The sequence below is a fragment of the Ferruginibacter sp. SUN002 genome, from assembly GCF_050611725.1.
Taxonomy (GTDB): Bacteria; Bacteroidota; Bacteroidia; order Chitinophagales; family Chitinophagaceae; genus Ferruginibacter.
The window spans coordinates 1957485-1983411 of sequence record NZ_JBODJB010000001.1; the positions used below are offsets into that span (position 1 = coordinate 1957485).

Annotated in this window: 21 protein-coding genes; 8 read left to right on the forward strand and 13 right to left on the reverse strand. The window is 36.5% G+C overall.

Features of this window, described 5'->3' with window-relative positions; all coding sequences use genetic code 11:
• Window positions 1–148: 148 nt before the first annotated feature.
• On the forward strand, window positions 149–3166 hold the full coding sequence (locus ACQ33O_RS08830) for a beta strand repeat-containing protein (RefSeq protein WP_430995205.1): 3018 nt from the start codon (window positions 149–151) through the stop codon (window positions 3164–3166).
• Between the two features lie 59 nt (window positions 3167–3225).
• Here the strand turns inward: ACQ33O_RS08830 and ACQ33O_RS08835 are convergent, their stop codons facing one another.
• The 3 genes from ACQ33O_RS08835 to ACQ33O_RS08845 all read right to left on the reverse strand — a co-directional run bounded on the left by ACQ33O_RS08835 (window position 3226) and on the right by ACQ33O_RS08845 (window position 6968).
• Window positions 3226–4869, reverse strand: coding sequence for an OstA-like protein (locus ACQ33O_RS08835; protein ID WP_430995206.1), 1644 nt, complete (start codon window positions 4867–4869; stop codon window positions 3226–3228).
• Window positions 4870–4872: 3 nt separating this feature from the next.
• Window positions 4873–5886, reverse strand: coding sequence for an MlaD family protein (locus ACQ33O_RS08840; RefSeq protein WP_430995207.1), 1014 nt, complete (start codon window positions 5884–5886; stop codon window positions 4873–4875).
• 80 nt (window positions 5887–5966) lie between these two features.
• Window positions 5967–6968, reverse strand: coding sequence for an N-acetylmuramoyl-L-alanine amidase family protein (locus ACQ33O_RS08845; protein ID WP_430995208.1), 1002 nt, complete (start codon window positions 6966–6968; stop codon window positions 5967–5969).
• Between the two features lie 59 nt (window positions 6969–7027).
• Here ACQ33O_RS08845 and ACQ33O_RS08850 point away from each other — a divergent pair, with 59 nt between their 5' ends.
• Window positions 7028–9826: a putative LPS assembly protein LptD gene (locus tag ACQ33O_RS08850; protein ID WP_430995209.1), complete on the forward strand. Its 2799-nt coding sequence runs from the start codon at window positions 7028–7030 to the stop codon at window positions 9824–9826.
• On the opposite strand, the gene ACQ33O_RS08855 is transcribed toward ACQ33O_RS08850, so the two are convergent.
• The 7 genes from ACQ33O_RS08855 to msrA form a co-directional block, all read right to left on the reverse strand.
• Window positions 9823–10818, reverse strand: a complete 996-nt coding sequence (locus tag ACQ33O_RS08855; protein ID WP_430995210.1) for an ion channel — start codon at window positions 10816–10818, stop codon at window positions 9823–9825. The genes ACQ33O_RS08850 and ACQ33O_RS08855 overlap by 4 nt on opposite strands.
• A gap of 6 nt (window positions 10819–10824) precedes the next feature.
• Window positions 10825–12216 carry a lipopolysaccharide biosynthesis protein gene (locus tag ACQ33O_RS08860; RefSeq protein WP_430995211.1) on the reverse strand — a complete coding sequence of 464 codons (1392 nt, stop codon included), beginning with the start codon at window positions 12214–12216 and terminating at the stop codon, window positions 10825–10827.
• 42 nt (window positions 12217–12258) lie between these two features.
• The gene (locus tag ACQ33O_RS08865; RefSeq protein ID WP_430995212.1) at window positions 12259–13149 is read right to left on the reverse strand and encodes a class I SAM-dependent methyltransferase; all 891 of its coding nucleotides are present in this window, start codon (window positions 13147–13149) and stop codon (window positions 12259–12261) included.
• Between the two features lie 13 nt (window positions 13150–13162).
• Entirely contained in the window at window positions 13163–14047 is an 885-nt protein-coding gene (locus tag ACQ33O_RS08870; protein ID WP_430995213.1) for a hypothetical protein, read from the reverse strand.
• Window positions 14044–14586 carry a hypothetical protein gene (locus ACQ33O_RS08875; protein WP_430995214.1) on the reverse strand — a complete coding sequence of 181 codons (543 nt, stop codon included), beginning with the start codon at window positions 14584–14586 and terminating at the stop codon, window positions 14044–14046. The genes ACQ33O_RS08870 and ACQ33O_RS08875 overlap by 4 nt, the downstream gene beginning before the upstream one ends.
• 117 nt (window positions 14587–14703) lie before the next feature.
• Window positions 14704–14994, reverse strand: coding sequence for an isoamylase early set domain-containing protein (locus tag ACQ33O_RS08880; protein WP_430995215.1), 291 nt, complete (start codon window positions 14992–14994; stop codon window positions 14704–14706).
• 159 nt (window positions 14995–15153) lie between these two features.
• Complete coding sequence (msrA, locus tag ACQ33O_RS08885; protein WP_430995216.1) at window positions 15154–15795, reverse strand: peptide-methionine (S)-S-oxide reductase MsrA; 642 nt, start codon at window positions 15793–15795, stop codon at window positions 15154–15156.
• Between the two features lie 165 nt (window positions 15796–15960).
• On the opposite strand from msrA, the gene ACQ33O_RS08890 reads away from it, so the two are divergent.
• The gene (locus tag ACQ33O_RS08890; protein ID WP_430995217.1) at window positions 15961–16380 is read left to right on the forward strand and encodes a hypothetical protein; all 420 of its coding nucleotides are present in this window, start codon (window positions 15961–15963) and stop codon (window positions 16378–16380) included.
• Between the two features lie 110 nt (window positions 16381–16490).
• A complete protein-coding gene (locus ACQ33O_RS08895; protein WP_430995218.1) occupies window positions 16491–17870 on the forward strand; it encodes a UDP-N-acetylmuramate--L-alanine ligase in 1380 nt (459 codons plus the stop codon).
• Between the two features lie 50 nt (window positions 17871–17920).
• Here ACQ33O_RS08895 and ACQ33O_RS08900 read toward each other — a convergent pair whose 3' ends face one another.
• From ACQ33O_RS08900 to ACQ33O_RS08910, 3 genes are all read right to left on the reverse strand, one after another.
• Entirely contained in the window at window positions 17921–18337 is a 417-nt protein-coding gene (locus ACQ33O_RS08900; protein ID WP_430995219.1) for an SH3 domain-containing protein, read from the reverse strand.
• Between the two features lie 30 nt (window positions 18338–18367).
• Window positions 18368–18874, reverse strand: a complete 507-nt coding sequence (locus ACQ33O_RS08905) for a hypothetical protein (RefSeq protein WP_430995220.1) — start codon at window positions 18872–18874, stop codon at window positions 18368–18370.
• A gap of 132 nt (window positions 18875–19006) precedes the next feature.
• Window positions 19007–19519: a YkgJ family cysteine cluster protein gene (locus ACQ33O_RS08910; protein WP_430995221.1), complete on the reverse strand. Its 513-nt coding sequence runs from the start codon at window positions 19517–19519 to the stop codon at window positions 19007–19009.
• Window positions 19520–19650: 131 nt separating this feature from the next.
• Between ACQ33O_RS08910 and ACQ33O_RS08915 the strand changes: the two genes are divergently transcribed.
• From ACQ33O_RS08915 to ACQ33O_RS08930, 4 genes are all read left to right on the forward strand, one after another.
• Complete coding sequence (locus ACQ33O_RS08915) at window positions 19651–21540, forward strand: DNA topoisomerase IV subunit B (RefSeq protein ID WP_430995222.1); 1890 nt, start codon at window positions 19651–19653, stop codon at window positions 21538–21540.
• A gap of 2 nt (window positions 21541–21542) precedes the next feature.
• On the forward strand, window positions 21543–22328 hold the full coding sequence (locus ACQ33O_RS08920) for a class I SAM-dependent methyltransferase (RefSeq protein WP_430995223.1): 786 nt from the start codon (window positions 21543–21545) through the stop codon (window positions 22326–22328).
• Window positions 22329–22352: 24 nt separating this feature from the next.
• The gene (locus ACQ33O_RS08925) at window positions 22353–23165 is read left to right on the forward strand and encodes a DUF1835 domain-containing protein (protein WP_430995224.1); all 813 of its coding nucleotides are present in this window, start codon (window positions 22353–22355) and stop codon (window positions 23163–23165) included.
• Between the two features lie 69 nt (window positions 23166–23234).
• A complete protein-coding gene (locus tag ACQ33O_RS08930; protein ID WP_430995225.1) occupies window positions 23235–25751 on the forward strand; it encodes a DNA gyrase/topoisomerase IV subunit A in 2517 nt (838 codons plus the stop codon).
• Window positions 25752–25927 lie beyond the last annotated feature (176 nt).

Consider the following 25927-nt stretch of genomic DNA (forward strand, 5'->3'; position numbering starts at 1 on the left):
CAGCCCTTTTTCTCCCTAATTAAATTTAGCGTATTCGTTTAGCCAACAAAGCAGTTTGATAATAGTCAAGTTCTGTTAAGATATAAAATAAATTTACATATAAAACGTTTATTAAATACATAAGTCCAAATAAAACAAAACCAATACCATGAAAAAGCAATTCCCCTTACTATTATTGCTATTTTTTGTTGTCAGTTCAGTAAAAGTCAATGCTCAAAACATTGCGATCAATGACAACGGAACTACCCCTGACACCAGTGCTATGCTGGATATTAGCAGTACTACAAAAGGTTTACTAGCTCCACGAATGACCACTACAGAAAGGAATAATATTCCTTTACCTGCTAAGGGTTTATTAGTTTACAATACAACTACCAATGCTTTCAACGTTAATACCGGTACTTCAGCAAGTCCTGTGTGGGATGTTTTGACATTAGGTAGTACTACTGGCATTAATAGTCTTGGTGGATTAACTACAGCCGATCAGACTTTTGCAACGGGTACAAGCGGAACTAACTTTGCTATTTCATCAAGTGGTTCTACACATACTTTTAATTTACCCGATGCAAGCGCAACAGCACGTGGTGTAATTACCACAGGTGCACAAACCATTGCAGGGAATAAAACTTTAAGTGGAAATACTTCCGTTGGAGGTACATTAGGTGTAACCGGTGCTTCTACACTGGGTTCTACATTAACTGTAGCAGGAAGTACTGCCTTAAACAATACGCTTTATGTTGCAACATTAGCAAGTGGTGCTACAACAGATAGTGTACTTACAGTTAATGCAAGCAACGGTTTAGTAAATAAAAGAAGAGTAGCCGATTTGTTGAATGGTACAGCTATCACAAGCATGAATGCCTTAACAGGAAGCACACAAACAATGACAACTGGTACAACAGGGACTGACTTTGCTATTTCATCAAGCGGTACCACACATACGTTTAACTTGCCAAGTGCTAGTGCAACAGCAAGAGGTTTGGTAACTACTGCAGCTCAAACTTTAGCAGGTAATAAAACCTTTAGTGGTAATACAACATTGTCAGGCACTTTAACTGCGTCTACACTTGCTAGTGGTGCATCAACAGATAGTATTGTAACTGTAAACGCATCAACAGGTTTAGTGAATAAAAGAAGAGTAGCTGATGTATTAAGCGGTAATACAATTACAAGTTTGAATGCTTTAACAGGAAGCGTACAAACAATCACAACAGGTACCAGTGGAACTGATTTTGCAGTTTCATCCAGTGGTACTACACATACATTAAATTTGCCGGATGCCAGTGCTACAGCTCGTGGTGTTATTACAACCGGTGCACAAACCATTGCAGGAAATAAAACTTTAAGTGGAAATACTTCTGTTGGAGGTACATTAGGTGTAACCGGTGCAACCACATTAAGCAGTACTTTAGGTGTAAGCGGAGCAACAACATTATCAACGTTAGCAGCCGGTGCATCAACAGATAGTATTGTAACTGTAAATGCAGCTACAGGTTTATTAAGAAAAAGAAGAGTAGTAGATATATTGAGTGGCAATGCTATTACATCATTAGGTGGTTTAACCGGATCTACTCAAACATTTGCAACCGGTACTACTGGTACAGACTTTAATATTGCATCTAGTGGTACTACACACACATTTAATATTCCTGACGCCAGTGCAACTAACAGGGGCGCTATTACTACCGGTGCACAAACCATTGCAGGAAATAAAACTTTAAGTGGAAATACTTCTGTTGGAGGTACATTAGGTGTAACCGGTGCAACCACATTAAGCAGTACTTTAGGTGTAAGCGGAGCAACAACATTATCAACGTTAGCAGCCGGTGCATCAACAGATAGTATTGTAACTGTAAATGCAGCTACAGGTTTATTAAGAAAAAGAAGAGTAGTAGATATATTGAGTGGCAATGCTATTACATCTTTAGGAGGTTTAACCGGATCTACTCAAACATTTGCAACGGGTACTTCAGGTACGGATTTTAATATTTCATCGAGTGGTACAACACATACATTTAATATACCTGATGCAAGTGCAACCAATAGAGGAGCTGTAACAACAGGAGCACAAACATTAGCAGGTAACAAAACATTTACAGGTAATACAACTTTCTCAGGGACTATAACTGCATCATCGCTAGCAAGTGGTGCAACAACCGATAGTTTGGTAATGGTGAATACAACTACAAACGTAGTAAGAAAACTAAATCCGACAGCTTTGGTTTCTTCATTACAACCTTGGTACGACGTAGCCACAGGTACAGGAGCAACATCGGTAACTCAGGATGTATACCATACGGGTTATGTTGGTGTAGGTTTAAGTGATCCTGGAGTAGAATTGGAAGTTGCTGATAATATCAATATTCGTAGAACAGGTTCTGTATCTCAGTTATTGTTCTCAAACACAGCCGGTACAGGTGATTTTAGAATTGGTGGTGATGGTGGTGATATTTACTGGCAAGGTGGTGGTAGCCGTTGTTTACAAATGGGTTCTTACTGGGCTACTATATTAGAAGGTGATAGACAAACTGCAACATTCCCGGCTTTTGTAGCAGGAGTTACAGGTACAAGTATATTAGTAAAAACACCAAGAGATGCTAGTGTGCCTTTAGGCATTCAAGCTTATAGTGGTACACAAAGTGCGAACCTTACTGAATGGAGAAATTCAAGTGGTACAGTACTAAGTGCTGTTGATGCTACTGGAGATTTCGGCATTGGTACGTCTGCTCCAGTTTCAAAATTAGATGTGAATGGAGGAGTAAGCGTTGGTAGTTATGCCGGTGTAACTGCAGCCCCTACAAATGGTATGATTGTTTCTGGAAATACCGGTATTGGTGTGAGTGCACCGACAAGGCAGTTTGAGGTAGGAGGAACATCACGTTTCGGGGCTAATGGTACAACTGTTACTAACATTATAAAAGCTACAGTTGCATTGGATTTACCAAATATTACTGCAGGTAACTATACAACGCAAACATTAACAGTTACAAATGCTGCAACAGGTAGTTCGGTGATGGTTTCTCCTGCATCGGCATTAACTGATGGTATAATAATTTGCTATGCTAGGGTATCTGCAGCAAATACAGTAGAAGTTAAATTTAAAAATGACTCAGGAAGTCCCATCAATATGACATCTATGAACTATTATATAACTGTAATTGAATAATTAAATGACCTTAATTAAAAGCCCCGGATTTATCCGGGGCTTTTAATTTCGAAAGATTTTTATTCAAACAATTCAAATCTGCTCTTGGGTCTTCGTTTATCCTGCCAATCAAATCCTTTTAATTTTTTCTGGTCCTCGGGTGTTTGCCGCAGCGGATACAATGTGCCATCAACATCGTTGATGAACTTAACCTTGTTTACTTCTTTATCTACAAAATAAATATCAATTACATCTCCTTTACTTCTGTTCATACCTATATATGCGCTGTCTTTATCCTGCGGATAAAAAACGCTTTCGGCGGGGGTGCCCTTAGCTCTTATATAATCTAATGATCCATTTACAAAATAACCATTCAATGTTCGACTCCCGATCTGATTATACATTTGTTCGTTTGCTTTATTGATCACCATGGCATTGTAGAATGCATATAGTCGTTCGGCTTTTCTGTTTTTTGTAAATAGATAGATAGTATCTCCCGATATTTGAGAGTTGCTGTTGAATAGTACAGGCTTGTCAAATAATCTGAAGGTAGAATCCAAAGAAGAGTAGTAGAGGCTATCACAAACAGCTTGTAAAGAATCATTAAAAATACGGACATGATGAAAAGCCTGAAAGTAACGTACAGCAGTATCCGAAGAAGTATTGACCGTTGTTGTTGTTTTTAATGTATCAAGAACTAAGGAGTCTGCAAGTTGAAGACTATCTCTTCTTTCAATACCTGAGAACAAAGTGTCAGCGGCAATAAAAGTACTGTCAGTCCCTTCGCCTTTAAAAATAAGTACGGGCTTTCTGGTAGCTAAAAAAGAGTTGGTTTTTAGATTGAGAAATATTTGATTCCCGATGATCGTATATCCGTTCACACTATCCTTGATGATAGCATTGCCTTCTAATTGAGCAATACCGCTTGCTTCATCAAAAGCTTGTGTGTCGGCTACATAAGTTCTTGTACTGTCTTTAATAATACTTCTTTTGCCAAAAAAAGCTTTACCACTTTTAAGATCATAGGTTCCTTCTGTTGTATAAATATCGCCACCGTTCTCACTCTTGATATATGTAGGACTGATGAAAGTTGCGATCTGTGTTTGTGTATTGTAGAGTAAACTATCATTCTTAATATCATATTTAGGATCGGTTAAATGTACGTTCGTTCTAAAATATACATCTTTCGTATCCGAATAATAAACACCTTCTTCGCTTGTTAATACAGTTTTGCCGTTTATTACTTTCCCGCCATGCGTATATTGACCAATGCCTGTGGCTAAATTATATTCAAAGCCACTAGTGAGCAGTGTGCTTTTTTTGTCCGTCATTTTTACGTTGCGTTCCAAATAGGCTACTCTTTCTTTACCTAAATATTTGAGGTATTGAGAGTAAGTGTGGATGCTATCACTTTGGTTGATATGAATATTGCCAAACGCTTCCAGTACATTGGTACGTCTGTTAATACTGGCGCTATCGCATGAAAAAGTGGTGAAAGCTTCTTTCAAAATTACATTGCCTGCAATGGTTTGAATGGTGGTGGAATCATCAATTGTTTTTTCCCTTAAACTCTTTCCCTGAATGATCTGAATGATACGGGTAGTGTCATCGGCCTTTGGCTGAGTAATGATCTGTTGTGCAGCCAGATCTGTTTTAATTAAAATGAAAAACAGTGCTATCAGTAAGCGACAAAAAAAAATAATTGTTACCCGGCGTTTCCTCATTGCCTATTGTTTTATATACGGAGCATTAACGGTATCGGGTAGGGGAACCATTAAAGGCCCTTCCTTCTCTTTTTTGCCAAATACGGATATGTTGATGTATCGCTTAGGATGTAATCGAAGATCATCTAATAACAAATTCAATTTATTGGTAGATGCAGTAAGGTTATTGTATAATTTTTTATCGTTCATCAACAGGCCTAAAGTACCGGTATCGCTATTGATCTTGCCAATGGTGGTTTTTAAATTGGATATAGTCCCGTTTAATGTAGTAAGTGTATTCTCAAGATCTAGTTTAGAAAATGTAGCGGTTGTTTTTTCTACATTGGTAATGATGCCCGTCATTTTATCATTATTCTTTGCCAGTGTTTCTGTAAACGAACCAACATTATTCAATGTTTTTGCTAATGCACCTGTTTGCGTATTCAATAAGGTTTGTAAAGATGCAGAAGAGATTGAAAGAGATGCAGTAGTATGATTCAGGTTGTCGATCATATTTCTGATATTACTTTTTGTATTAGGATCGAACAAACTATTGGCAGAAATTAAAATAGAATCTAGGTCTCTCAAACTATTGGATACCTGAAATAGAACCGGGTCAACTTTTTCGAGCACTGCATCAAGCATGCCGCCGCCTTTTTTGGTCAGGATGGTATCGCCATCTCTGTAAAATTTTGTTGAGTCACCTAGTTTTATTTCGAGTGCAGTATTACCTAAAGGTGAAGACGTAACAAAAGCAACAGAATTGGCAGGAATGTTTACCGGTAATGACATATTCAGTGTAACGGTTATCTTTCTCATGTCAAGCCCGCCATCAGTGCTGAAAACAGTACCTACCTGTTTGCCATTGATCATAACAGGGTTACTGTTTGCAAGTCCTTTGATGTTATCGAAAATGGCATAATATTGAGTTTTATGGTTAGAAAAACTCTTTCCTTTTAAAAAGTTAAAGCCAAGTATCAATAGCACGATTGCAATGGATGTGAGTGCGCCTACTTTCGTCTCGTTAGAAATTGTCATTATATAAACAGCATTGTTTTGTATATCAAAAATAGTAAATCTAAGCTGGTTAGCTCGAATTAAATCTTTGAAAACAGAAGTTATTGGGCTTTATTAACACCCATTGTATCCTTTACCGGAGCTACGGGTTTAGGTGCTTCCATTTGTTCTTTGTAGCGTTTAACCGCATTGGTTATAGCTTCGGCTATTTCTTGTTGTCCTTTTTCGCTGTTCAGGTATCTTTCATCGTCATAGTTGGTAATAAAACCCGTTTCTACCAAAATGGCCGGCATTTTGGTAGCCTGTAATACCCAAATACCTACCTGGCGTTGGTTGATGCCCAATGCGGCCCTGCCGGTTTTTTCTACTTCCTCATTTACAAAAGAGGCCAGGCGGATACTTTTTTCCTGATAGCGTTTTACATAAATATCAGCAAGTATCTTCATTTCTCTGTTGGTTGTTTTAACAAGATCTTCTTTATCCGTTGTGTCAGAACTCGTTTGAAGATTAAAATCTTCATTTTCCATGATCGCTTTAAACTTGTCATCCGTTTTATGAGCACCAAATAACCAAACGCTTGTTCCGCTTCTTTGCGTAGGTAATTTATAATATTGTAAAATCGGTTTTTCTACCTTACGTGGTGTTTTGATAACCTTCTTAACTTTCTTATTTCCTTTTTTTACCCATTCAACTTTAGTATCATAAACCGTAACGGTTTTGTAGCCAATAACCCTGCTACCTGTTTTTAAGGCAGCTGCATCGGCATGAATACAGATGAAAAGATCGCCATTGTTTTCGTTGGCTATATCTGCTTTTTCTCTGGGGCTTTGGTAAATATCTGTTGTACGGGTAGGGATGATCTTTACTTCCGGAAATTCTTTCTGCAATTCGGTTACCAGTTTCTTACTAATGGCAAGGGTAACATTTTTTTCAGAACTGTTCAGGCCTCCTTCATATCCTCCGTGTGCTCCTCCATCGTGGCCGCCGTGTCCGGCATCTACAATAATTGTTTTTATCTTTTTAGGCGTGGTTTGAGCCTGAGTAGTTAAACAAAATATTGGAAAAGCGGATAAAGCCAAAATAATGAGCTTTTGTTTAAACATATTATATCGGTTTTGTCGGTTAGTAATTATGAGTTTATTCACAACTTATTGTAGCTAATATGATTAATTTTGCCGCAACTGCAATGAACAACTACAACAAAGGTAAGGCAAAATACATATTGGCATCTTCAACGGTGTTGCTGCTAATTGCAATTACGTTAATATGTGGACAAACTGGTTATGCGTTAAATCACTTTTACAAAAGTTTAACGGGGACATATAAAATACCTGTTGTAGCCTCTGTCAAAAGATGTAACGATTACCTGCTTCCGCAAAGGGTTTTGTTAAGATCGAAAAATATAATAACCGATTCGATCCCACCTGCCGAGGCTCCTGTTATTCAAAGAAAAATAGATACGATTGATGTAAGAACCTCTAAAGATTCTTTGGATGCACCGGTATTTTATCATGCCGATGATTCGATGGTATTGGATGTGCCGGGGAAGAAGATCTATTTGTATGGGAAAAAAGCATCAACCAAATACAATGATAATGAACTGATAGCTCCGGGGATAGAGTTTGATCAGTCCACAAGTCTTGTTACAGCTACTATTAAAAAAGACAGTCTTGGGCATGTAATATCTTTTCCAACTTTTAATCAGGGAGAATTCAAATCTATCAGCGATACCATACAGTTTAATATGAAAACGGGTAAGGGGCTTACTAAAGGTACCTATACCAAACAAGGGGAGATGTTTGTTTATGGCGAAAAGATAAAGAAAGTGGATGCCAGTGTTTTCTATACCAAGAATGGAAGATTTACAACTTGTAATTTAGATACGCCGCATTTCTCCTTTGTTAGTCGTAAGATCAAATTCATTAATAAGAAGATGGCCATTACAGGTCCTGTACATCCTGAGATAGAAGGTATTCCATTGCCGGTGTATTTACCTTTTGGTATCTATCCTTTATCACAAGGCAGACATTCCGGTTTGTTGGCACCGGCTTTTAGTTCCAATGAGCAAATGGGTTTGTCTCTGGAAGGGTTGGGTTACTACAAAGTTTTAAGCGACAACTGGGATATAACGTTAAGGGGTACCCTATATTCATATGGCGGCTGGACAATGAGTGTGACCCCCAGATATTATAAGCGATACCGTTATAGTGGAAATTTCGCAGTAGACTATCAGCGATTCAAATATAATTTCAAAGGAGATCCGGATTTTACATCTAACAAAACCATTAATATACGGTGGAGCCATAGTGCCGATAGTAAAGCTAGGCCGGGTGTAACTTTTAGTGCTAATGTAAATGCAGGTAGCAGTAAATTTAATTCGCTTGTGCCGAATAGCCCTACAAGAAATTTCAGTAACAATTTGTACTCTACCATTCAATATTCTAAAACATGGAAAGACAAGCCTTATAATATTGCGCTCAGCGCCAATCACAATCAGAATACCATTACTAAGATCATTAATGTTACACTGCCTGAGCTTACGTTTAATTTAAATACACAATATCCTTTCAGAAAAAAAGAATCAGTTGGTACACCTAAGTGGTACGAAAATATTGGGATAGCACTTAATACCAATGCAAAAAGCCTCACCTATTTTACAGATGATGAAACGATCAACAGAGCATCGATAGGAACACAGATCACTAATAATTTGCAATGGGGCGCTAATCATAATGTGCCAATCAGTTTGTCTTTACCGCCGCTCGGGGCCTTACAAATATCTCCGAGTGTGAGTTACACCGAAAGGTGGTATCAGAAAAAATTTATCAGAAGATGGAACGATGTAAATGAAAAAATAGATACTGCTATCAGCAAAGGATTTTATTCTGCAAGAGAAATGTCTTTTGGTATGGGTATGTCAACCCGGATCTTTGGCATGTTCGGTTTTAAAAAGAAATCGAAGATACAGGCTATACGCCATGAAATCAGACCTTCATTGGGTATGAGCTATAAACCGGATATGAATGGGCATTCTTACTACTCTACTCAGATAGATACGTCTGGTAGATTTGGCAGATTTTCTGTTTATGATGGAAGTTTGTTTGGTGCATTTGGAGAAGGCAAATTCGGGGGATTAAATTTTGGTATTGATAATAATATCCAGATGAAAGTGCGTAATAAAAAAGATACTGCTGCGGATGCATCTAAAAAAATAACCTTGATCGATGGGTTAAGCATTAGTGGTAACTATAATTTTCTTGCAGATTCATTTCGGTTGAGCACATTCAGTTTAAGTGCAAGAACAAACCTGTTTGATAAATTCAATATCACAGCCAATGCTACACTGGACCCTTATGATGTGGATGAATTTGGAGAAAGGACTAAACAACTAATTTGGAAACGTAAATGGGCCACACTTGGCAGGTTTCTAGGAGGTGGTGTTTCAATGAATACTCGTTTTCAAGGCGGCTCTAAAAAAGGCGATAAGAAGAAAGACAGACAGCAACAACAACAGCTTAGTGGACAGCCTTATGATCCTGCAACAGGTTTGCCATTAGATGAATATCAAACTGAAGCTGCTTACATCAACAATAACCCTGCTGAGTTTACAGATTTCAGTATTCCATGGTCTGTGAACTTTTCTTATTCCTTAAGGTTTACACGAAACAGAAAAGCTGATTACAGCGGCTATGAAACAAATACTTTTCAGGATATTAACTGGAACGGGACATTAGGTCTGTCGCCTAAATGGCAAATAGGCTTCAATGGCTTTTATAATATTACACAAAAAGAACTTGGAACAATGTCATTGTCGCTGGCAAGAGATATGCATTGCTGGCAAATGGCTATCAATATTTCTCCTGTTGGAACCTACCGTTTCTTTAATATTACCATCAGTCCTAAATCAGGCATACTAAGAGATCTGAAGATAAACAGAACAAGATCATTCTATGATCTCTAAGCATTGGCAATATTTCTTTCTTCAGCAAATGCAAAGCTGATATCGGCATCAACATAGCTATTCAATTTAGTAATATCTAAAATTGTTTTACCGCTATCTGCACTGCGATGGAACATTGGTAAAAACTTAGCACCGATCACCAATTCATTTAATGTATAAGAAGTTCTTGCAGCAACAGTATTACTGAACATGTCATCAAATGCTTTAAGGAATAATAATATTTCAGCCTTGCCTGTTTTAAAATCTTCTAAAGAAAATCTATAAAAAGGACTGTCTTCATTAATGGGATGAACGATGGTCCAACTAAGAGGTAGTGCATTGACAGTATTATACTCCATCTCCATCTTAAAGAATTTATTCACCGGCTTCCCGTTCTCTTCTACTGTAATACCAGCGGTTAGTTTTGTCTCAGCATCAGTAAGGTTATGGTTTTTATAAGTTGCTACTCTCATCATTAATGCCACACCATCTTTAAAAGGAGCCAAAAGAATGTTTTCGCTGAAACGAAGGTATGCTCTTGGTTTGGAGAATCTGCCATAAAACAAACCAGTGGCAATAGCAAAGGTCAATAAACCAATCAATGCTTCAACAGCAGCGACAGTACTGCTTAAAAAACCTGTAGGGCTGATACGTCCATAACCAACAGTAGTAAATGTTTGTGCACTGAAGAAATAAGCTTCGCCAAATTTTTCTGCTGTAGAATTAGCAACTATACCTGCTAAATGTTCTACACCTATGACAAAATAAATAATCGCAAAAATGAAATTGACTGAGATGTAATAAAGGAAGATAATACTGATGAATTTCCACTGTGGTATTTGTAAAAGTTTATGATACCAACTGATGCTTTCAAAAAAGCCGATCCCTTTTTTCTCTATATTCGGTAAGCCGTTCTTGTTTAAAAAACGTCCGCCATAATCTGATGCATTTGTGCCAAATCCTGTATTGCTTTCTGCTTTTGCTTTTACATTTAATTTTCGGAGTAGTGCCATAAAAAATTAGACAGATTTTTTATCAACTTTAAAATGATACAAAAGTAACAGTAATATGATTATACTGCATATTAAAGCACCTGCCATGATTTTATTAAGTGGAGATAAAAGTATCAAAGCATATCTGCTTGATAGCATTGTAATCAAGCTAAAAAGCATGATCAATGCCAGTTTTTGTAAAGGAAAAAAGGTGTAAATCTTTTTCTTCAATAATTTGCCGGTATGCCACAAGTAATACGCCACCTGTAAATACGTTGATATAACAAAAGCCAAAGCAATGCCTCTTTCATGAAGTATTGGGTATAAGATCAGCATCATAACAATAGCAATGCAGATGTCCAATACAGCCCCTTTTACAATCAAATCGTTTCTATGCAACACTTGCAAAACGGCCGTATAATTAGCAATACGTACAGGTAAAATGAAGATGCTGATAATGAAAACCGGGATAGAAGCCGTATATTTTACTCCGAAAAAAAAGATAAAAAAATCTTGATTAAAAAATAATAAAAAACAAAATGCAGGAAAAACAACCGATGCTAACAAAAGACTTGTGCTTTTAAAAGTAGTAGATGCCCGTTCTGAAAAATTATCGGAAGGTTTGGATAATTCAACCAGCATGATGCTGCCTACTGCACTTACCATTAGCGCAAATATTGGTATCTCATAAGCTCCGTTAAAATAAATAGCAAATTGTGTAGCTGTAAGCATTAAAAGAATCACCCATTTGTCCAGCCATTTAAATAACACACCCAACACGTCATTAATGCCCAGGTAAAACCATTGGTTGCCAATTATATTTGGAGTAATAATTAGAGTAGGGATGCTAAGGTTAAATATCTTTTTATGAAATAACAAGCAGCTTTTTAGTACATAGAGTAGTAGTAGTCCCGGCAACAATTTTTCCAACGAAAAACCACTGTTCAACACATACAAATGCCATACAAAAAATAAAGCCGAAAAAATGATATTGCTGAATACGACATTTTTTTCACGCTCATTTTTAATTGCAAGCGACTCTATAATGATAGAAATATTTTGAAAAATTATTACAAACAGTAGTAAACATTTTACACAAATAGAAAAATGCTGAACTATTGTGATGAGATAAACCACCGGTAATAAATTCAGCAATAATAAAACAGGGATAGCCGTTCTTCTGTTTCCCTTGATCCAGTCCACTATGTTTTTTAATGAAGTAGAGAGCAGCAAAGCAGGCAACCCAAATAGTCCTATAACACTCAGGATGTTCATGTATAGCCAGATCGATTGATAACTGCCATAATCATCATATGACAATTGTCTTGAAAAAATGAAAATGATCAATAGTTGCCCTATTAAGGGCAACAACTTACTAAGCAGTAAGAAAAACATTCTGGTAGTGATCTCTTTTTTCAAATAAAACGTAAGCTGAATTTAGTCAAATTATCAAAGGTAAACCTATGATAATTTAGTGACAGTTATGATAAATAATCTGGGCTTATTCATTATTTTATTAAATAGTTTATCCAGTAATTTCCAGATTGTATAAGGTAGAAATTTTACAAGATTGTAAAAGCGTATTTTCAAAGCATAATTATTGATCAGTTTTTCAAAACTGAATTCAATACCCTGGTCGGGGAAAAAATGAATAATATTTTTTTCATTGAATGAATGCAAGTGGGCATTGGCAGGGGTGGGTTTATTGCAATGCACACACAAATGGTAGACCAATGTTTCATTGTAAGGTGTTGCCAATATTAATTTTCCTCCCGGCTTTAGAACCGCTACAAGTTTTTCTATAAAAAGTTTGGGGTCGTATACATGCTCAATTATTTCAGAAGCAATAATGGCATCAAAACTATTTTTTGCAAAAGGTAAATGGAAAACATCTGCTACAACTGCTGCATGGTTATCTGATGGATTTTCTTTTAATACTCTTATGGGATTAGCTGTGGAAATGTCCATCGAGATCACTTTTTTGTTTTTTTGCAAAAACGTTTTGGCAACCCAGCCATCACCACAACCTACATCAAGAATGAGATTTGCAGAAGCCGGGATCTTTGAGGTAATTGTTTGCCGGGAATAATTACGTTCTAATCTTGTTGCACTCGATGCATCACCTCCAAAGTAATCATAGGCTTGCGCATCTTTTTCATAATGGTCAGCATAATTAAATGAACTCCCTAATTCGTTATGCAATGCAGCATTTGTTTCAATGGTGGCTTCGGTATTTTTTAATAATAAGATCGGAACATTTTCAATGACCTGAATCGCCGCCGCTTCATCGGGTGTAAAGTGTTGGGCATTTGCAGGATTTATTAAAATAGCTTGTAAAATATCTTTCAGCATGGTATATACGTAATCATCCCAATTGGTCGGGAATCATTTTCTTGGGTAAATTATAAAATAGTTTTTCTACAAGGTAAGGAATTGCACGAAGGTTTAAAAATACGACACTAACAATAGTGGTTTCTAAAAAACAAACATCAATAAAAAAATAATTTACTACATGAATTATTATGGGGCACCAGAATAAATATTTGTCGAATTTTTTGGTAAAGAATCCTATAATAACAAAGCCTTCAAGCAATATTGTACAGATATAGCCTACCTGTACTATGCTATTGTTACGTAAAAAGAATGCATAAAAATCTTTATTGAAAACAGGGATATTGTCTCCAAGCATTATCCATCCTATATTCTCTTTAATATTCGCCATTCCTTGTTCAGGGTTGAATATAGCTCCGCTGAATAATTTCCATAAAAAAGCATCTGCATAAATAAAGATGATCATATATCGAACACCTTCCCAAATTATTTTGAAGGTTGATGTTTTTTTTGGCCAGAAAGCTATTGACAAAATTAATATGCCATTCATGGGATGTGCATGATGCATTGCATAACTATTGTAGCAGATGATGTATAAAAAATAAAGTAGGGTAAAGCTGATGGCAAAATATCTTTTCAAAGGAAATAAGAAAAGAAATAGCGCACTAAAGGTCACACTTGCGTCGAATAACAATCCTGCAATTTTATTGGATGCAAGCAGGTCGGGAATGCCTGTATAATGCACCAGCCAATAGGTATAATCAATCGAAGGATATTTTAACGGCGGTGCCTGCATCTGGTGCAATAGCGTATGATTGAAATACCTGTATGCAATAGCTAGCAGAATAAATCCAAAAACAATCCGTGTAAGAATGATCCGATGTTTTTCCTCTTTTTTTATATCAGCAATATGCATCATTCGTGTAACAAATTTGTTTTACTGATGATTGTTGCATACCCTTTCTCGTTATATGTAAATGTTACTTTGTCGACATCGATCCTCTCTACATTTTTATTTAATGCCTTGCCAATATAACGTTTGAGCCATGTAGGGTATTGATGTATGTTTTCTGTGGCGTTGGCTGTTTTACTTGCAAAATAATGTTGTGTACGGCGTAGTAAACCGGTTTCACCTGCTCTGTAAAATTGTAGTGAATCGGTATAATTATCTTTTACATAGCGGTTGTATTTATCAAAGCTGGTATAGATCATCATTCTATAGGGTTCTGCAAATGTTTGATCGAGTTTTAATTTTTCGGTATTGTTAATAGTAACTTCCAGTATTTCATAAACAGGTTTAACCGAATCTTTGCTACTATACATGCCCCATACAAAAAAAGGAGTTATTTCAACACCGGTTTTGTGGGTAACAATTGTTCCTGCAATAAATAAAACGAAAAAAGAAAACCAAAGTTTATTGGTTTTGTAAAGCCGGTATAAATAGTTGTTTTTAAACATTAAAAAGTGTGAGCAGATAAACTGGTTATCTCACAAATATAAACCTTTCTAAAACTACCGGAGAAGTGGAGAAGAATGAAATAAAAAGTCCCGCCATCAGCGGGACTTTTTTATAAATTAGATAACCAAAAGGCTGTTATTTCCGCCGAAGTTATCAGGAGTTAATCCGTCAGCTTCAGTTTCAGTTAACCATTCAGTTTTATTTACTAAATATTTGAATTCATGTTTACTGTCTTTAGGCAAAGAAACATCAGTTGTAAAACTGCCGTCTTTCTTTTTGCTCAATATCACAGAATTTTCCCAGTCGCTGTTCAGGCCAAGAATTTCTACTGTTTCAGCATCAGCCACGTTAAAAGTGAATTTTACTTTGCAATAATCTTTGGTCTTGAAATAAGTTTTTTGTACCATATTTGTTTTTGTTTGATAAATATTTAAGAAAGCAGCATTAAAACCTGAAAAAAACCATCCAATACAGCTGCAAACCTATAATTTCTGCCTTTTAATACAGGATTTTGCCAAAGGTAACCCGGTTTTTGACTTCAATCGGCTGACAGTTTATCCACATTTTTACTTGAAATTGCCCTTAAATTCTTTTTTGAATTTTAAGAAATCGGGAATAGATACATTTTTAACGTAGGAATTACCGGGGTTCAGTTTTATAAATTCCTGATGATAATCTTCTGCAGGATAAAATTTTGTAAAAGGAACAACTTCAGTTACGATCTTGTTTTTATACTTTTTTGCGTCGGTCAGCTTTTTGATGGCATCATTAATGATCTCTTTTTCCCGGCTGTTTCTATAAAATGCAATAGATCGGTATTCTGTACCAACATCGTTTCCTTGTCGGTTAAGTGTTGTAGGATCCTGACTTGCAAAAAAAGCATCTACCAATGTTTCAAAGCTAATAACCGATGAATCATAATATACCTGAACGGTTTCAGCATGACCCGTACTACCGGTACAAACCGTTTCATAATCAGGATTTTTTGTATGGCCTCCGGCGTAGCCTGAAACTGCATCTCTTACACCTTTCAAACTTTGAAAAACAATTTCGGCATGCCAAAAACAGCCTTCTGCAAAAGTAGCAACTGCTTCCTTTTTGTTTGGCGTGATGTTACCGCTTTCTATATCAACAACATTATTCGATTGTGTTTGTGCACAAGAGATAAAACTCATAACGGCGACGATGGTAGCAAACAATGATTTCATTTTTTTATTTTCTACTATTTACGGTGCAAAGAGAGAAGAGGTTTTCCACAAATGTTAATATTAGCTTAAAGGAATTAAGCGTTCTTCCAGAAGGCTATTGCATTTGGTAAGACAAATTACTATTTTGTTAGAGAAAAAATTCACTTAACGAAAAACTTTACATTTATGAACGCAAAAAAATTAGTAATTGGAGGATTAGTTGGTGGCATTGCCCTATTCCTTCTCGGCTGGCTCATATACGGAATGTTGTTAATGGATTTTATGAACCAGCAACATGGTCTACCTGCACCTATTGGCGTCAACAGACAAGAGCCACTGTTACTTTATGTTCTCTTTGGTAATCTTGTTGGCGGTGTATTTATTGCATACATATTCCTCAAAACAAATACAACAACTTTAGCCGGCGGAATATTTTTGGGAGCAGTAATGGGGCTGTTGATATCTGCTTCGATGGATACTTTGATGTATGGTCTTACTCATTTATTGAGTAGAAAAGGTGTCTTAATTGATGTAGCAGCTTCAACTGTTCTTTGGGGGCTAGGAGGTGCGGTCGTTGGCTTTGTTTTGAGCAAAGTAAAAGATTAGTTTACTATCCCTGCTTTATAAACCTTATCCGAGGGTGTTAAAAAGAGTTCAGCAATGAACTCTTTTTATTTTAAAATGCGGCATCTTTGTTTTACAAAATGAAATATTGAATGATAAAGACTATCAACGATTTTAAAAATGTTTTTTTTATTGGTGTTGCAGGAACAGGCATGAGTGCCATTGCTCAATACTTATCGGGTATCGGGAAAAATGTGAGTGGCAGCGACAGATATTTTACGCCTGATACTTTTAATGATACAAAAGAGAAATTACATGCCGAAGGGATACAATGTTTTTTGCAAAATGGCGAAGGCATTACAGAGCAAACAGATCTGGTAGTAGTATCAACCGCTATTGAAGATACTGTGATGGAAGTACAAAAGGCAAAACAATTAAATATTCCCATTCTAAAACGCAGTGAGGTACTGGCCATTATTGCAAAAAGCAAAAAAACAATAGCGGTAGGTGGCACATCCGGTAAGAGTACCACCAGTGCGATGTTATTTGATATTTTACAATTCGCAGGTATGCAGCCAAGTATTATTAGTGGAGCCGGATTGGTAAGCATCATCAAAGAAGGAAAAATTGGTAATGCAAAAGTTGGTCCAGGAGAGTGGTTAGTAATTGAAGCAGATGAAAGTGATGGGAGTATTGTTCAATATCATCCAGAAGTAGGACTGTTGTTGAATATTGATAAAGACCATCAGGAGATTGATGAGTTGATGCAGATATTCGGCACATTCAAAAAAAATACAACTGAATTGTTTGTTGTCAATCAATCGAACGCATTGGCAAAAAAATTATCTGCTAATGATACAAATGATTTTTCTACTGATGAAAATTCAAATGCCGGATATATTGCAAAAGGCTTTCATCAAGAAGGATTCAATATTCAATATTCGATAAACAATATTCAATATTCAATCAATACAGTTGGGAAGCATAATATGGAAAATGCTTTGGCTGCTACTGCCGTAGCCAATCAATTAGGAGTAAGTTTGCAAATCTGTGCGGATGCATTAAAAAATTACGAAGGTATTTATCGCCGTCACCAAATTCTCGGACAAAAAAATGGTGTTTGGGTCATTGATGATTATGCCCACAACCCTGCAAAGTGTGCTGCTTCTATTGCTGCTTGCCAGTATGTAGCACCAAAAGTAATTGCCTGGTTTCAACCGCATGGTTATGGCCCTACAAGATTTTTACGTGCTGATTTTGTAAAAGAAATTGCTGCTGTGTTAAGGTCGCAAGATGAAATATGGATGAGTGAGATATTTTATGCCGGTGGTACTGCTGTGAAAGATATTTCTGCAAACGATTTGATCAATGATATTAAAGCTCATGGTAAAAATGCTTTTTTTGTAGAAGATAGAAATGAGTTTTTAGAAACTGCACGTCCGCATTTAACAGATAACTGTGTGTTGTTGTTGATGGGAGCAAGGGACCCGAGTTTGGAATATTTTGGGAAAGAGGTTTGGGATAAATTATAAAAAGCCACCCTTAATAAAAGATGGCTTTTAAACGCTCAACTCAAAAAATCTTACAACGGCGAAAGATATTGTGCAAAAGCATATCCCTCTTCACCATCTTTTGTTTTGATCTTCCACCAACTGTCATCAGTTTTTTCAACCAAAGTAACAATTTCGTGGTGTGCTGCTTTACCAACGATAGTGCCTTCAGTACTTGGTGTGCTTCTGATATTAAGATTAGAAGCATCTGTTGTAACTTTTAACTGAGCGCCTGCTTCGGCTTTAACATCAATGCTCAATAAAAGATCACCACTCGCCATATCGGGATCGATCTTATTAAAGATTGCCCATAGTGCATCGGAATCTGCTATTGTATTTGCTGTGCCGCTTACATGTAGTATTCCGTCTTTTTCAGCTATAGCTAGATCTGCTACACCTATTGTATTAGCAGCTTGAATCAATTCTGCATATTTATCTTGTAATGCCATTTTCTTATTTTTTGTTTTGATTTAATGAAATTATTTGACGTTGACCAAGTTGCTTGCCGGATCGAATTTTACTTTTGCTGCACCAAGCATTTTCATGATCTTCATTCTGTCGGCCATTGTTACCGAACCGGTCAACAATACTTTGTCGCCAACAAATTCATACTTAACACCTTTAAAATCTTTTAAACCGTCTTTTACTTTTTGCTGAGTAGCAGCATCCAAAACAGTATTAACTGAGGCAGGGACAACAGCAGGAGCTACTGTAAAATTATTTGTAAAAGATTTCAACCCTTTTACATCTTTTTGTAAAGTGGCCAGAACTTCGTTTGCTTTTGCGTAAGCGGCAGAATCTTTAAATTCTCCGGTCAAGCTAGCTACACCTTCTTTTACATCACTAACTGTAATGCCTGCTAATTCAGTAGCGGCTTTTACTTTTTCTTCCAGTGCAGTTTTTACATCTGCATCTTTGGGTTTACAGCTTACAAAGCCAACTGTAGTGGCAATGGCAATAGCCATTAGAAATTTTGTGCTTTTCATGTTACTTTTTTTTGTTGTTTTAAATGTTAATCAAGACAAGAATTAATGAGAAGTATTCATCATTTTCTCCTTTAAACATTTATACAGATAGAAAACAAGAGTAACCAGTTGCATCCGTTAAAAAAAATATAATCAACGAAGAGTGGTAAAGCCTGTTTGTAGTTTTAAATTTTCAACCACATTAAAAATGATCGGGCAGGTATTGTAGTACATTAATATGCTGAAAAGCCTTTTGGTGAAACCCGGCTGATAGAGATGCGGAAATTCTCTGCAACCGCTGAATCGGTGCGTATAGATGGTACATCTATTCTCAGACAGGAAATGACAAGGGATCGTATTAATGATCATTCTGCCGCCACTTCCTTTTTCTATATATTTTTCTTCCAGTTCGTCAACAGGCATTTGTAAATGGGTAGCCAGCGCATTTGCTTCTTCCTCATTTACGTTGATCATGAATGCACGGCAGCAATTGCCACAGTTAGTGCAGTCAATTTTTGGACTGATCCGGTCATTCAGGTCGAACACGATTTGGTCTATTTCACCCGGCTCGGACGATTGCAAAAAACTTTTAAACGCATCATTCTCAGATTCTTTTGCAAGAGCTATTTCACTGATCGCTACCAGGTTGCTTTGTAATGGTGTCAAATTCGTAGTTTATAAAATAAAGGTAAACTAAAGCCGGTGTTGATTTCTAACATTTTTCAAAACGGTGTGGATAAGTCGTTTTGCAGTTAAATGCACTCATTCTACTATATTGCAACGCTGAAAAAAACAAAATGGCTGAAAAAGAACAATTAGATTATACGGAAGACTCGATAAAAAGTCTTGATTGGAAAGAACATATACGCCTTCGTCCCGGTATGTACATTGGTAAATTAGGCGATGGTAGCAGTGCCGACGATGGTATTTATGTATTGCTGAAAGAAGTGATCGACAACTGCATTGATGAATACACGATGGGGAATGGAAAGAATGTAGATGTTAATATCAACAACAATATCATTTCGGTAAGAGACTTTGGACGAGGGATACCACTAGGTAAAGTGGTGGATGTGGTAAGTAAAATAAATACCGGAGCCAAATACGATAGCAAGGCCTTTCAAAAAAGTGTTGGTTTGAATGGGGTAGGTACTAAAGCGGTAAATGCGTTAAGCAACCATTTCAAGGTTACTTCTTATCGAGACGGGAAAGAAAAAACGGCTGAATTTGAAAGAGGCAATCTTATTAAAGAACATAAAGAAACTGCTACCAAAGAAGCAAACGGAACCTATGTAGAATTTACACCTGATAATACCATTTTTAAAAATTACCATTTTGTACAAGAGTATTTAGATAATCAGTTTTGGAATTACTGTTACCTGAATGCAGGGTTGGTAATGAACCTAAATGGCAAACGCTATATAAGTAAGAATGGTTTGCTGGATCTCTTGCAACGCAAGACCAATGAAGATGAAATTCGTTATCCGATCATCCACTTAAAAGGCGAGGATATTGAAGTAGCCATAACCCATGAAAGTGCCTATGGCGAAGAATATTACAGTTTTGTGAATGGCCAGTTCACTACCCAAGGCGGTACGCATTTGGCTGCATTCAGAGAAGCGTTTATCAAGACCGTTAGAGATTTTTATAAAAAAGATTACGATGCGTCTGATATACGTGGTAGTATTTGTGCGGCAATAAGTGTTCGTGTACAGGAGCCTGTTTTTGAATCTCAAACAAAAACCAAACTTGGTTCTCAAAATGTATACGAAGGCGGACCAAGTATGCGAAATTTTATCGGAGATTTTTTAACGAAGGAACTGGATAATTTTCTGCATAAAAATCCTGCAACAGCCGATGCTTTAAAAAAACGGATCGAACAAAATGAAAGAGAGCGTAAGGAATTATCCGGTATCAGAAAATTGGCAAATGAAAGAGCTAAAAAAGCAAATCTTCATAATAAAAAATTAAGAGATTGTAAGTATCATTATAACGATGAAGCTACAGGAAAAGAAAAAGATAAGATAGTCGAAAAGGCAAAAGAAAGTACAATATTTATTACAGAAGGAGATAGTGCAAGTGGTAGTATTACTAAAGCAAGGAATGTTGAAACGCAGGCTGTGTTTAGCTTACGGGGTAAACCGTTGAACTGCTTTGGTCTTACTAAGAAAGTAGTTTATGAAAACGAGGAGTTTAATCTTTTGCAACATGCATTGAATATTGAAGAAGGCTACGATACACTTCGCTATAATAATATTGTATTTGCTACCGATGCCGATGTGGATGGTATGCATATTCGTCTATTGTTGATGACTTTTTTCCTGCAATTCTTTCCGGATCTGGTTAAGAATGGCCACGTTTATATTTTAGAAACACCTTTATTCAGAGTAAGAGATAAAAAAGAAACCATTTATTGTTACGATGAAAAGGAAAAGCAAGAAGCAATCAAAAAACTGACCGGAAAGCCCGAGATCACTAGGTTTAAGGGTTTGGGTGAGATCAGTCCTGATGAGTTTGCAAGATTCATTGGCAGAGACATGAAACTGCAACCTGTGATGATGCTGCCCGATACGCATATCCAGCAATTGCTTGAATATTACATGGGAAAGAATACTCCATCAAGACAAGATTTTATTATTGATAATTTAAAGATAGAGGTTGATCTTGCAGATGAGGCCACAGTATAATTATGTTTGAGTTTCACACAGATAAGAAGAGATATTTTGATATGCAGGTGGATAACACCCGTAAGTATGTAATACCCTTCATTGAACAATACAAGAAAGTAGCACCGGGTACAAGAGTACTTGAAATTGGTTGTGGCGAAGCAGGTGTGTTGAAAGCCTTTACAGATATAGGTTGTGTAGGAGTTGGGGTGGAGTTGGATGAACCTCGTTTGGTAACTGCAAGAGAATGGATGAGTGCAGAGATTAATAACGGGCTCGTATCTTTTTTATCAAAAGATATTTATAAGGTTGATGTTCAAACAGAATTTGGAGCCGGTTTCGATATCATTATTTTGAAGGATGTTATTGAGCATATTCATGATCAGGAAAAACTGATTGCCTGGATGAAGCAATACCTAAATAAAGATGGGGTTATATTTTTTGGTTTCCCGCCATGGCAAATGCCATTTGGTGGGCATCAACAAGTAATGCGAAGCAAGTTTTTAAGCAAACTCCCATATTTTCATTTGTTACCAATGTTCATTTACAGAACAATATTAAAAGGTTTTAAAGAAAATGTAGATGCATTTGTTGAAATCAAAGAAACGGGCATTTCTATAGAGCGATTTGAAAAGATCGTGAATGCAACAGGGTATGATGTAGCTTGTAAAACACATTATTTTTTAAACCCTATTTACGAATTCAAATTTGGATGGAAGCCCAAAAAACAAAACAAATTGATCAGTATTATACCATGGGTAAGAAATTTTTTCACTACCTGTGTCTATTATCTGATCAAACAAAAATAGATTTAACGTTATAAAAATAGATTAATGATACACGTAGTTTTCAATGAGGCGGATACAAACGTTTTGAAACAGGCAATTGAATTAGATGAAACCTTGCAAGGCGAAGTCATCCAGATAAAAGATGATTTCGCTGTAGGTCCTTTAAATAATATTTATGTCGGCGAAGGAATGGAGGAGCGCAAGCAATGGTGGCGTGATGTTTTAATTGGTGGAGATTATGAAGGGAAAGTAGATTCTGGTGAAATTGATGATACTAAAACAGTAGCAGAGTTGGTTGGCACCATGCGTAGAAATGAAGAAGAAACAATTTGGATATGGGCAGCACAAAACAAACATGATGTATGTGGTTACTATTGGTTGCTGAACTACATGAAAGAATTTCAAGGAAGGGTTTTTATTCTTTATTTGAACAATCTTCCTTTTATCAACGAGAAGGGAGGTGTGTTTTATCCGAATTGGTTACATGAAATACCGGCAAAAGAATTTTTGAAAGCAAAAAAATTATCCAGAGAAATCACTTTGAGTGAATTTGAAGTTGATCCCGATGAATGGTCGAAGATCTGTAATGAAAATAAAGGTGTTCGTTTATTAGAAGGTGGAAAAAAATTGATCAGTGCAGATTATGATTTTTACGATGCCGATCTTAAGAAAATCATAACCGGCGATTGGCAAAAAGCTTCAAAGGTCATTCATCAATATTTGAGTAAAGCAAAACATACTACCGGTGATGCATACTTATTATGGAGATTGAAAGTGATGATTGCACAGGATATGTTTGATGTACAAGGGAAGGTGGAAAATATGAAGGATTTTGAAGTGAAAACAAAAACGATTTGATGATTTGAAGATGCGATGATTTTTTATCACCAAATTTTTTTATCACCAAATTTTCAAATTGAGTAAAAGATGGCAAAAGCAAATAAAGAAGATTATATCCACACAGATAGTGGCATTGGCGGCCAATACAAAACATGGTTTTTAGACTATGCCAGCTATGTTATATTAGAACGTGCTGTGCCAGCAATTGAGGATGGATTAAAACCGGTGCAAAGAAGGATACTGCATGCAATGAAAGAAATGGATGATGGCCGTTTTAATAAAGTAGCCAATATCATCGGACAAAGCATGCAATACCATCCGCATGGAGACGCAAGTATTGGAGATGCATTGGTAAACATGGGGCAGAAGGATCTCTTAATTGAAACGCAAGGGAACTGGGGTGATGTACGTACAGGAGATGAAGCTGCTGCAGCAAGATATATAGAAGCAAGACTCAGCAAGTTTGCTCTGGAAGTGGCTTTTAATGCAAAAACTACCGAATGGGCATTAAGTTATGACGGTAGAAAAAATGAACCGGTAACACTACCGATGAAATTTCCTTTATTGTTGGCACAGGGGGCGGAAGGTATTGCTGTAGGCTTAGCCACAAAAATATTGCCACATAATTTTTGCGAATTAATTGAGGCATCGATCAAATATTTGCGTGGAAAGAAGTTTGAGATATTGCCGGATTTTCTAACCGGTGGTACCATGGATGCGTCTAATTATAATGATGGTAAACGTGGAGGAAAGATAAGAGTAAGAGCGGTTATTGAAGAGCAGGATAAAAAGACGTTGGTCATAAGAAATGTACCATTTGGTGTTACCACCAGTCAGTTAATGGAAAGCATTGTTAAGGCGAATGATCAGGGCAAGATTAAAATTAAAAAAGTAACGGATCATACAGCTGCGGAAGTAGAAATCATTGTAGAGTTGGCTGCAGGCATTTCTCCCGATATTACTATTGATGCATTGTATGCTTTTACCGATTGCGAAGTAAGCATTTCTCCGAATACCTGCGTTATCGTAAAAGATAAACCACAATTTTTAGGTGTTACAGAATTACTTAAAATATCTGCAGAGAATACGAAGGAACTACTTCGTAAAGAATTAGAAATAAGATTAGCTGAGCTGCAGGAAAAATGGCATTATACATCTCTTGAAAAAATATTCTTCGAAGAAAAAATATACAAAGAGTTAGAGAAGAAACACGAAACATGGGATAAGGTGATCGAAGCAATAGATAAAGCATTTGTTCCTTTTAAAAAACAATTAAAAAGAGATATTACTCGTGAAGATATTCTTAAGCTAACGGAAAAGCCTGTACGTAGAATATACAGATTGGATATTGATGAATTGAATGATCAGATAAAAGCACTGGAGGCAGAGATCAAACAGGTAAAACATGATCTGGCCAATTTGACTGACTTTGCTGTAGCTTATTATGAGAATTTGCTGAAAAAATACGGGAAAGGTAGAGAGCGTAAAACAGAGATAAAGCAATTTGATACCATTCAGGCAAAAGCTGTAGCCATTGCTAATACAAAACTATATGCAAACTTCGCCGATGGCTTTATCGGAACCGGTTTAAAGAAAGATGAACTTGTAGCGGAGGTATCTGACTTCGACGATATCATTGCCTTCACCAAAGGTGGCGTAATGAAAGTTGTAAAAGTATCCGACAAAGTTTTTATCGGAAAAGACATTTTGCATGTAGCTGTTTTTCAAAAGAACGACGAACGGACTACCTATAACATGATCTATGTAGATGGTAAAACAGGTGTTAGTTATGCAAAGCGTTTTAATGTAACGGGAGTTACAAGAGATAAAGAATACGATCTCACCAAAGGATCAGAAAAAAGTAAAGTACATTATTTCAGTGCCAATGCAAATGGTGAAGCAGAGGTTGTAAAGATTGTACTGAGTCCGAATTGTTCTGCAAGAAATAAAGAATTGGATTTTTACTTTGAGGAAATGGAGATCAAGGGTAGAAGCAGCATTGGTAACCAGGTTACCAAATATCCGATTAGAACAGTTAAGTTTAAAGAAGCCGGTAAATCTACATTGGATGCTAAAAAACTATGGTTTGATAATAAGTTCGGTAGATTGAATACGGAAGAGAAAGGAGAGTACCTAGGTAAGTTTGAAGCAGAGGATAGAATACTTGTTATATATAATGATGGTAATTATGAAATTACTGATCAGGAATTGACACAACGTTTTGATGCAGATAAGGTATTGCTGATGGAGAAGTTTGATGCGGAAAAGATCATTACAGCGGTTTATTATGATAAAGAGAAAGTGCAATTCAGCGTAAAACGTTTCAGAATAGAAACAACTACCCTTCATAGTAAGTTCTTCTTTATAAAAGAGGGAGCAGAAAACTACCTTGAAGCTGTTACAACCGATGCTGAACCCGTATTGGCAGTTCAAAGTGGCAGGGGGGCGCAAATACGTAACGCAAAGATTAAAATAGCTAAAGTTGTTGAGGTAATGGGTTGGAAAGCTTTGGGTGCTAAACTCATTGATTATGCTAAAAGTGTAGAAATGCAATGGGAAAAGAAGAAAGATGCAGATAATTCTCAAGGAGAGCTCTTTTCTTAATACATATATATGTATTCAACGGATTGGATATTTATGAGTAGTTTCCACATTAATATGTAGAAATACGTAAAATGCCATGTCAAAACTCGATGGTCAAAGCAGTTTTGTGCACTTTTTAGCGCTATTTTTTCGATCATTTCACAAATTTTACCCGCTGTTTTGAGAAGATTTACGGT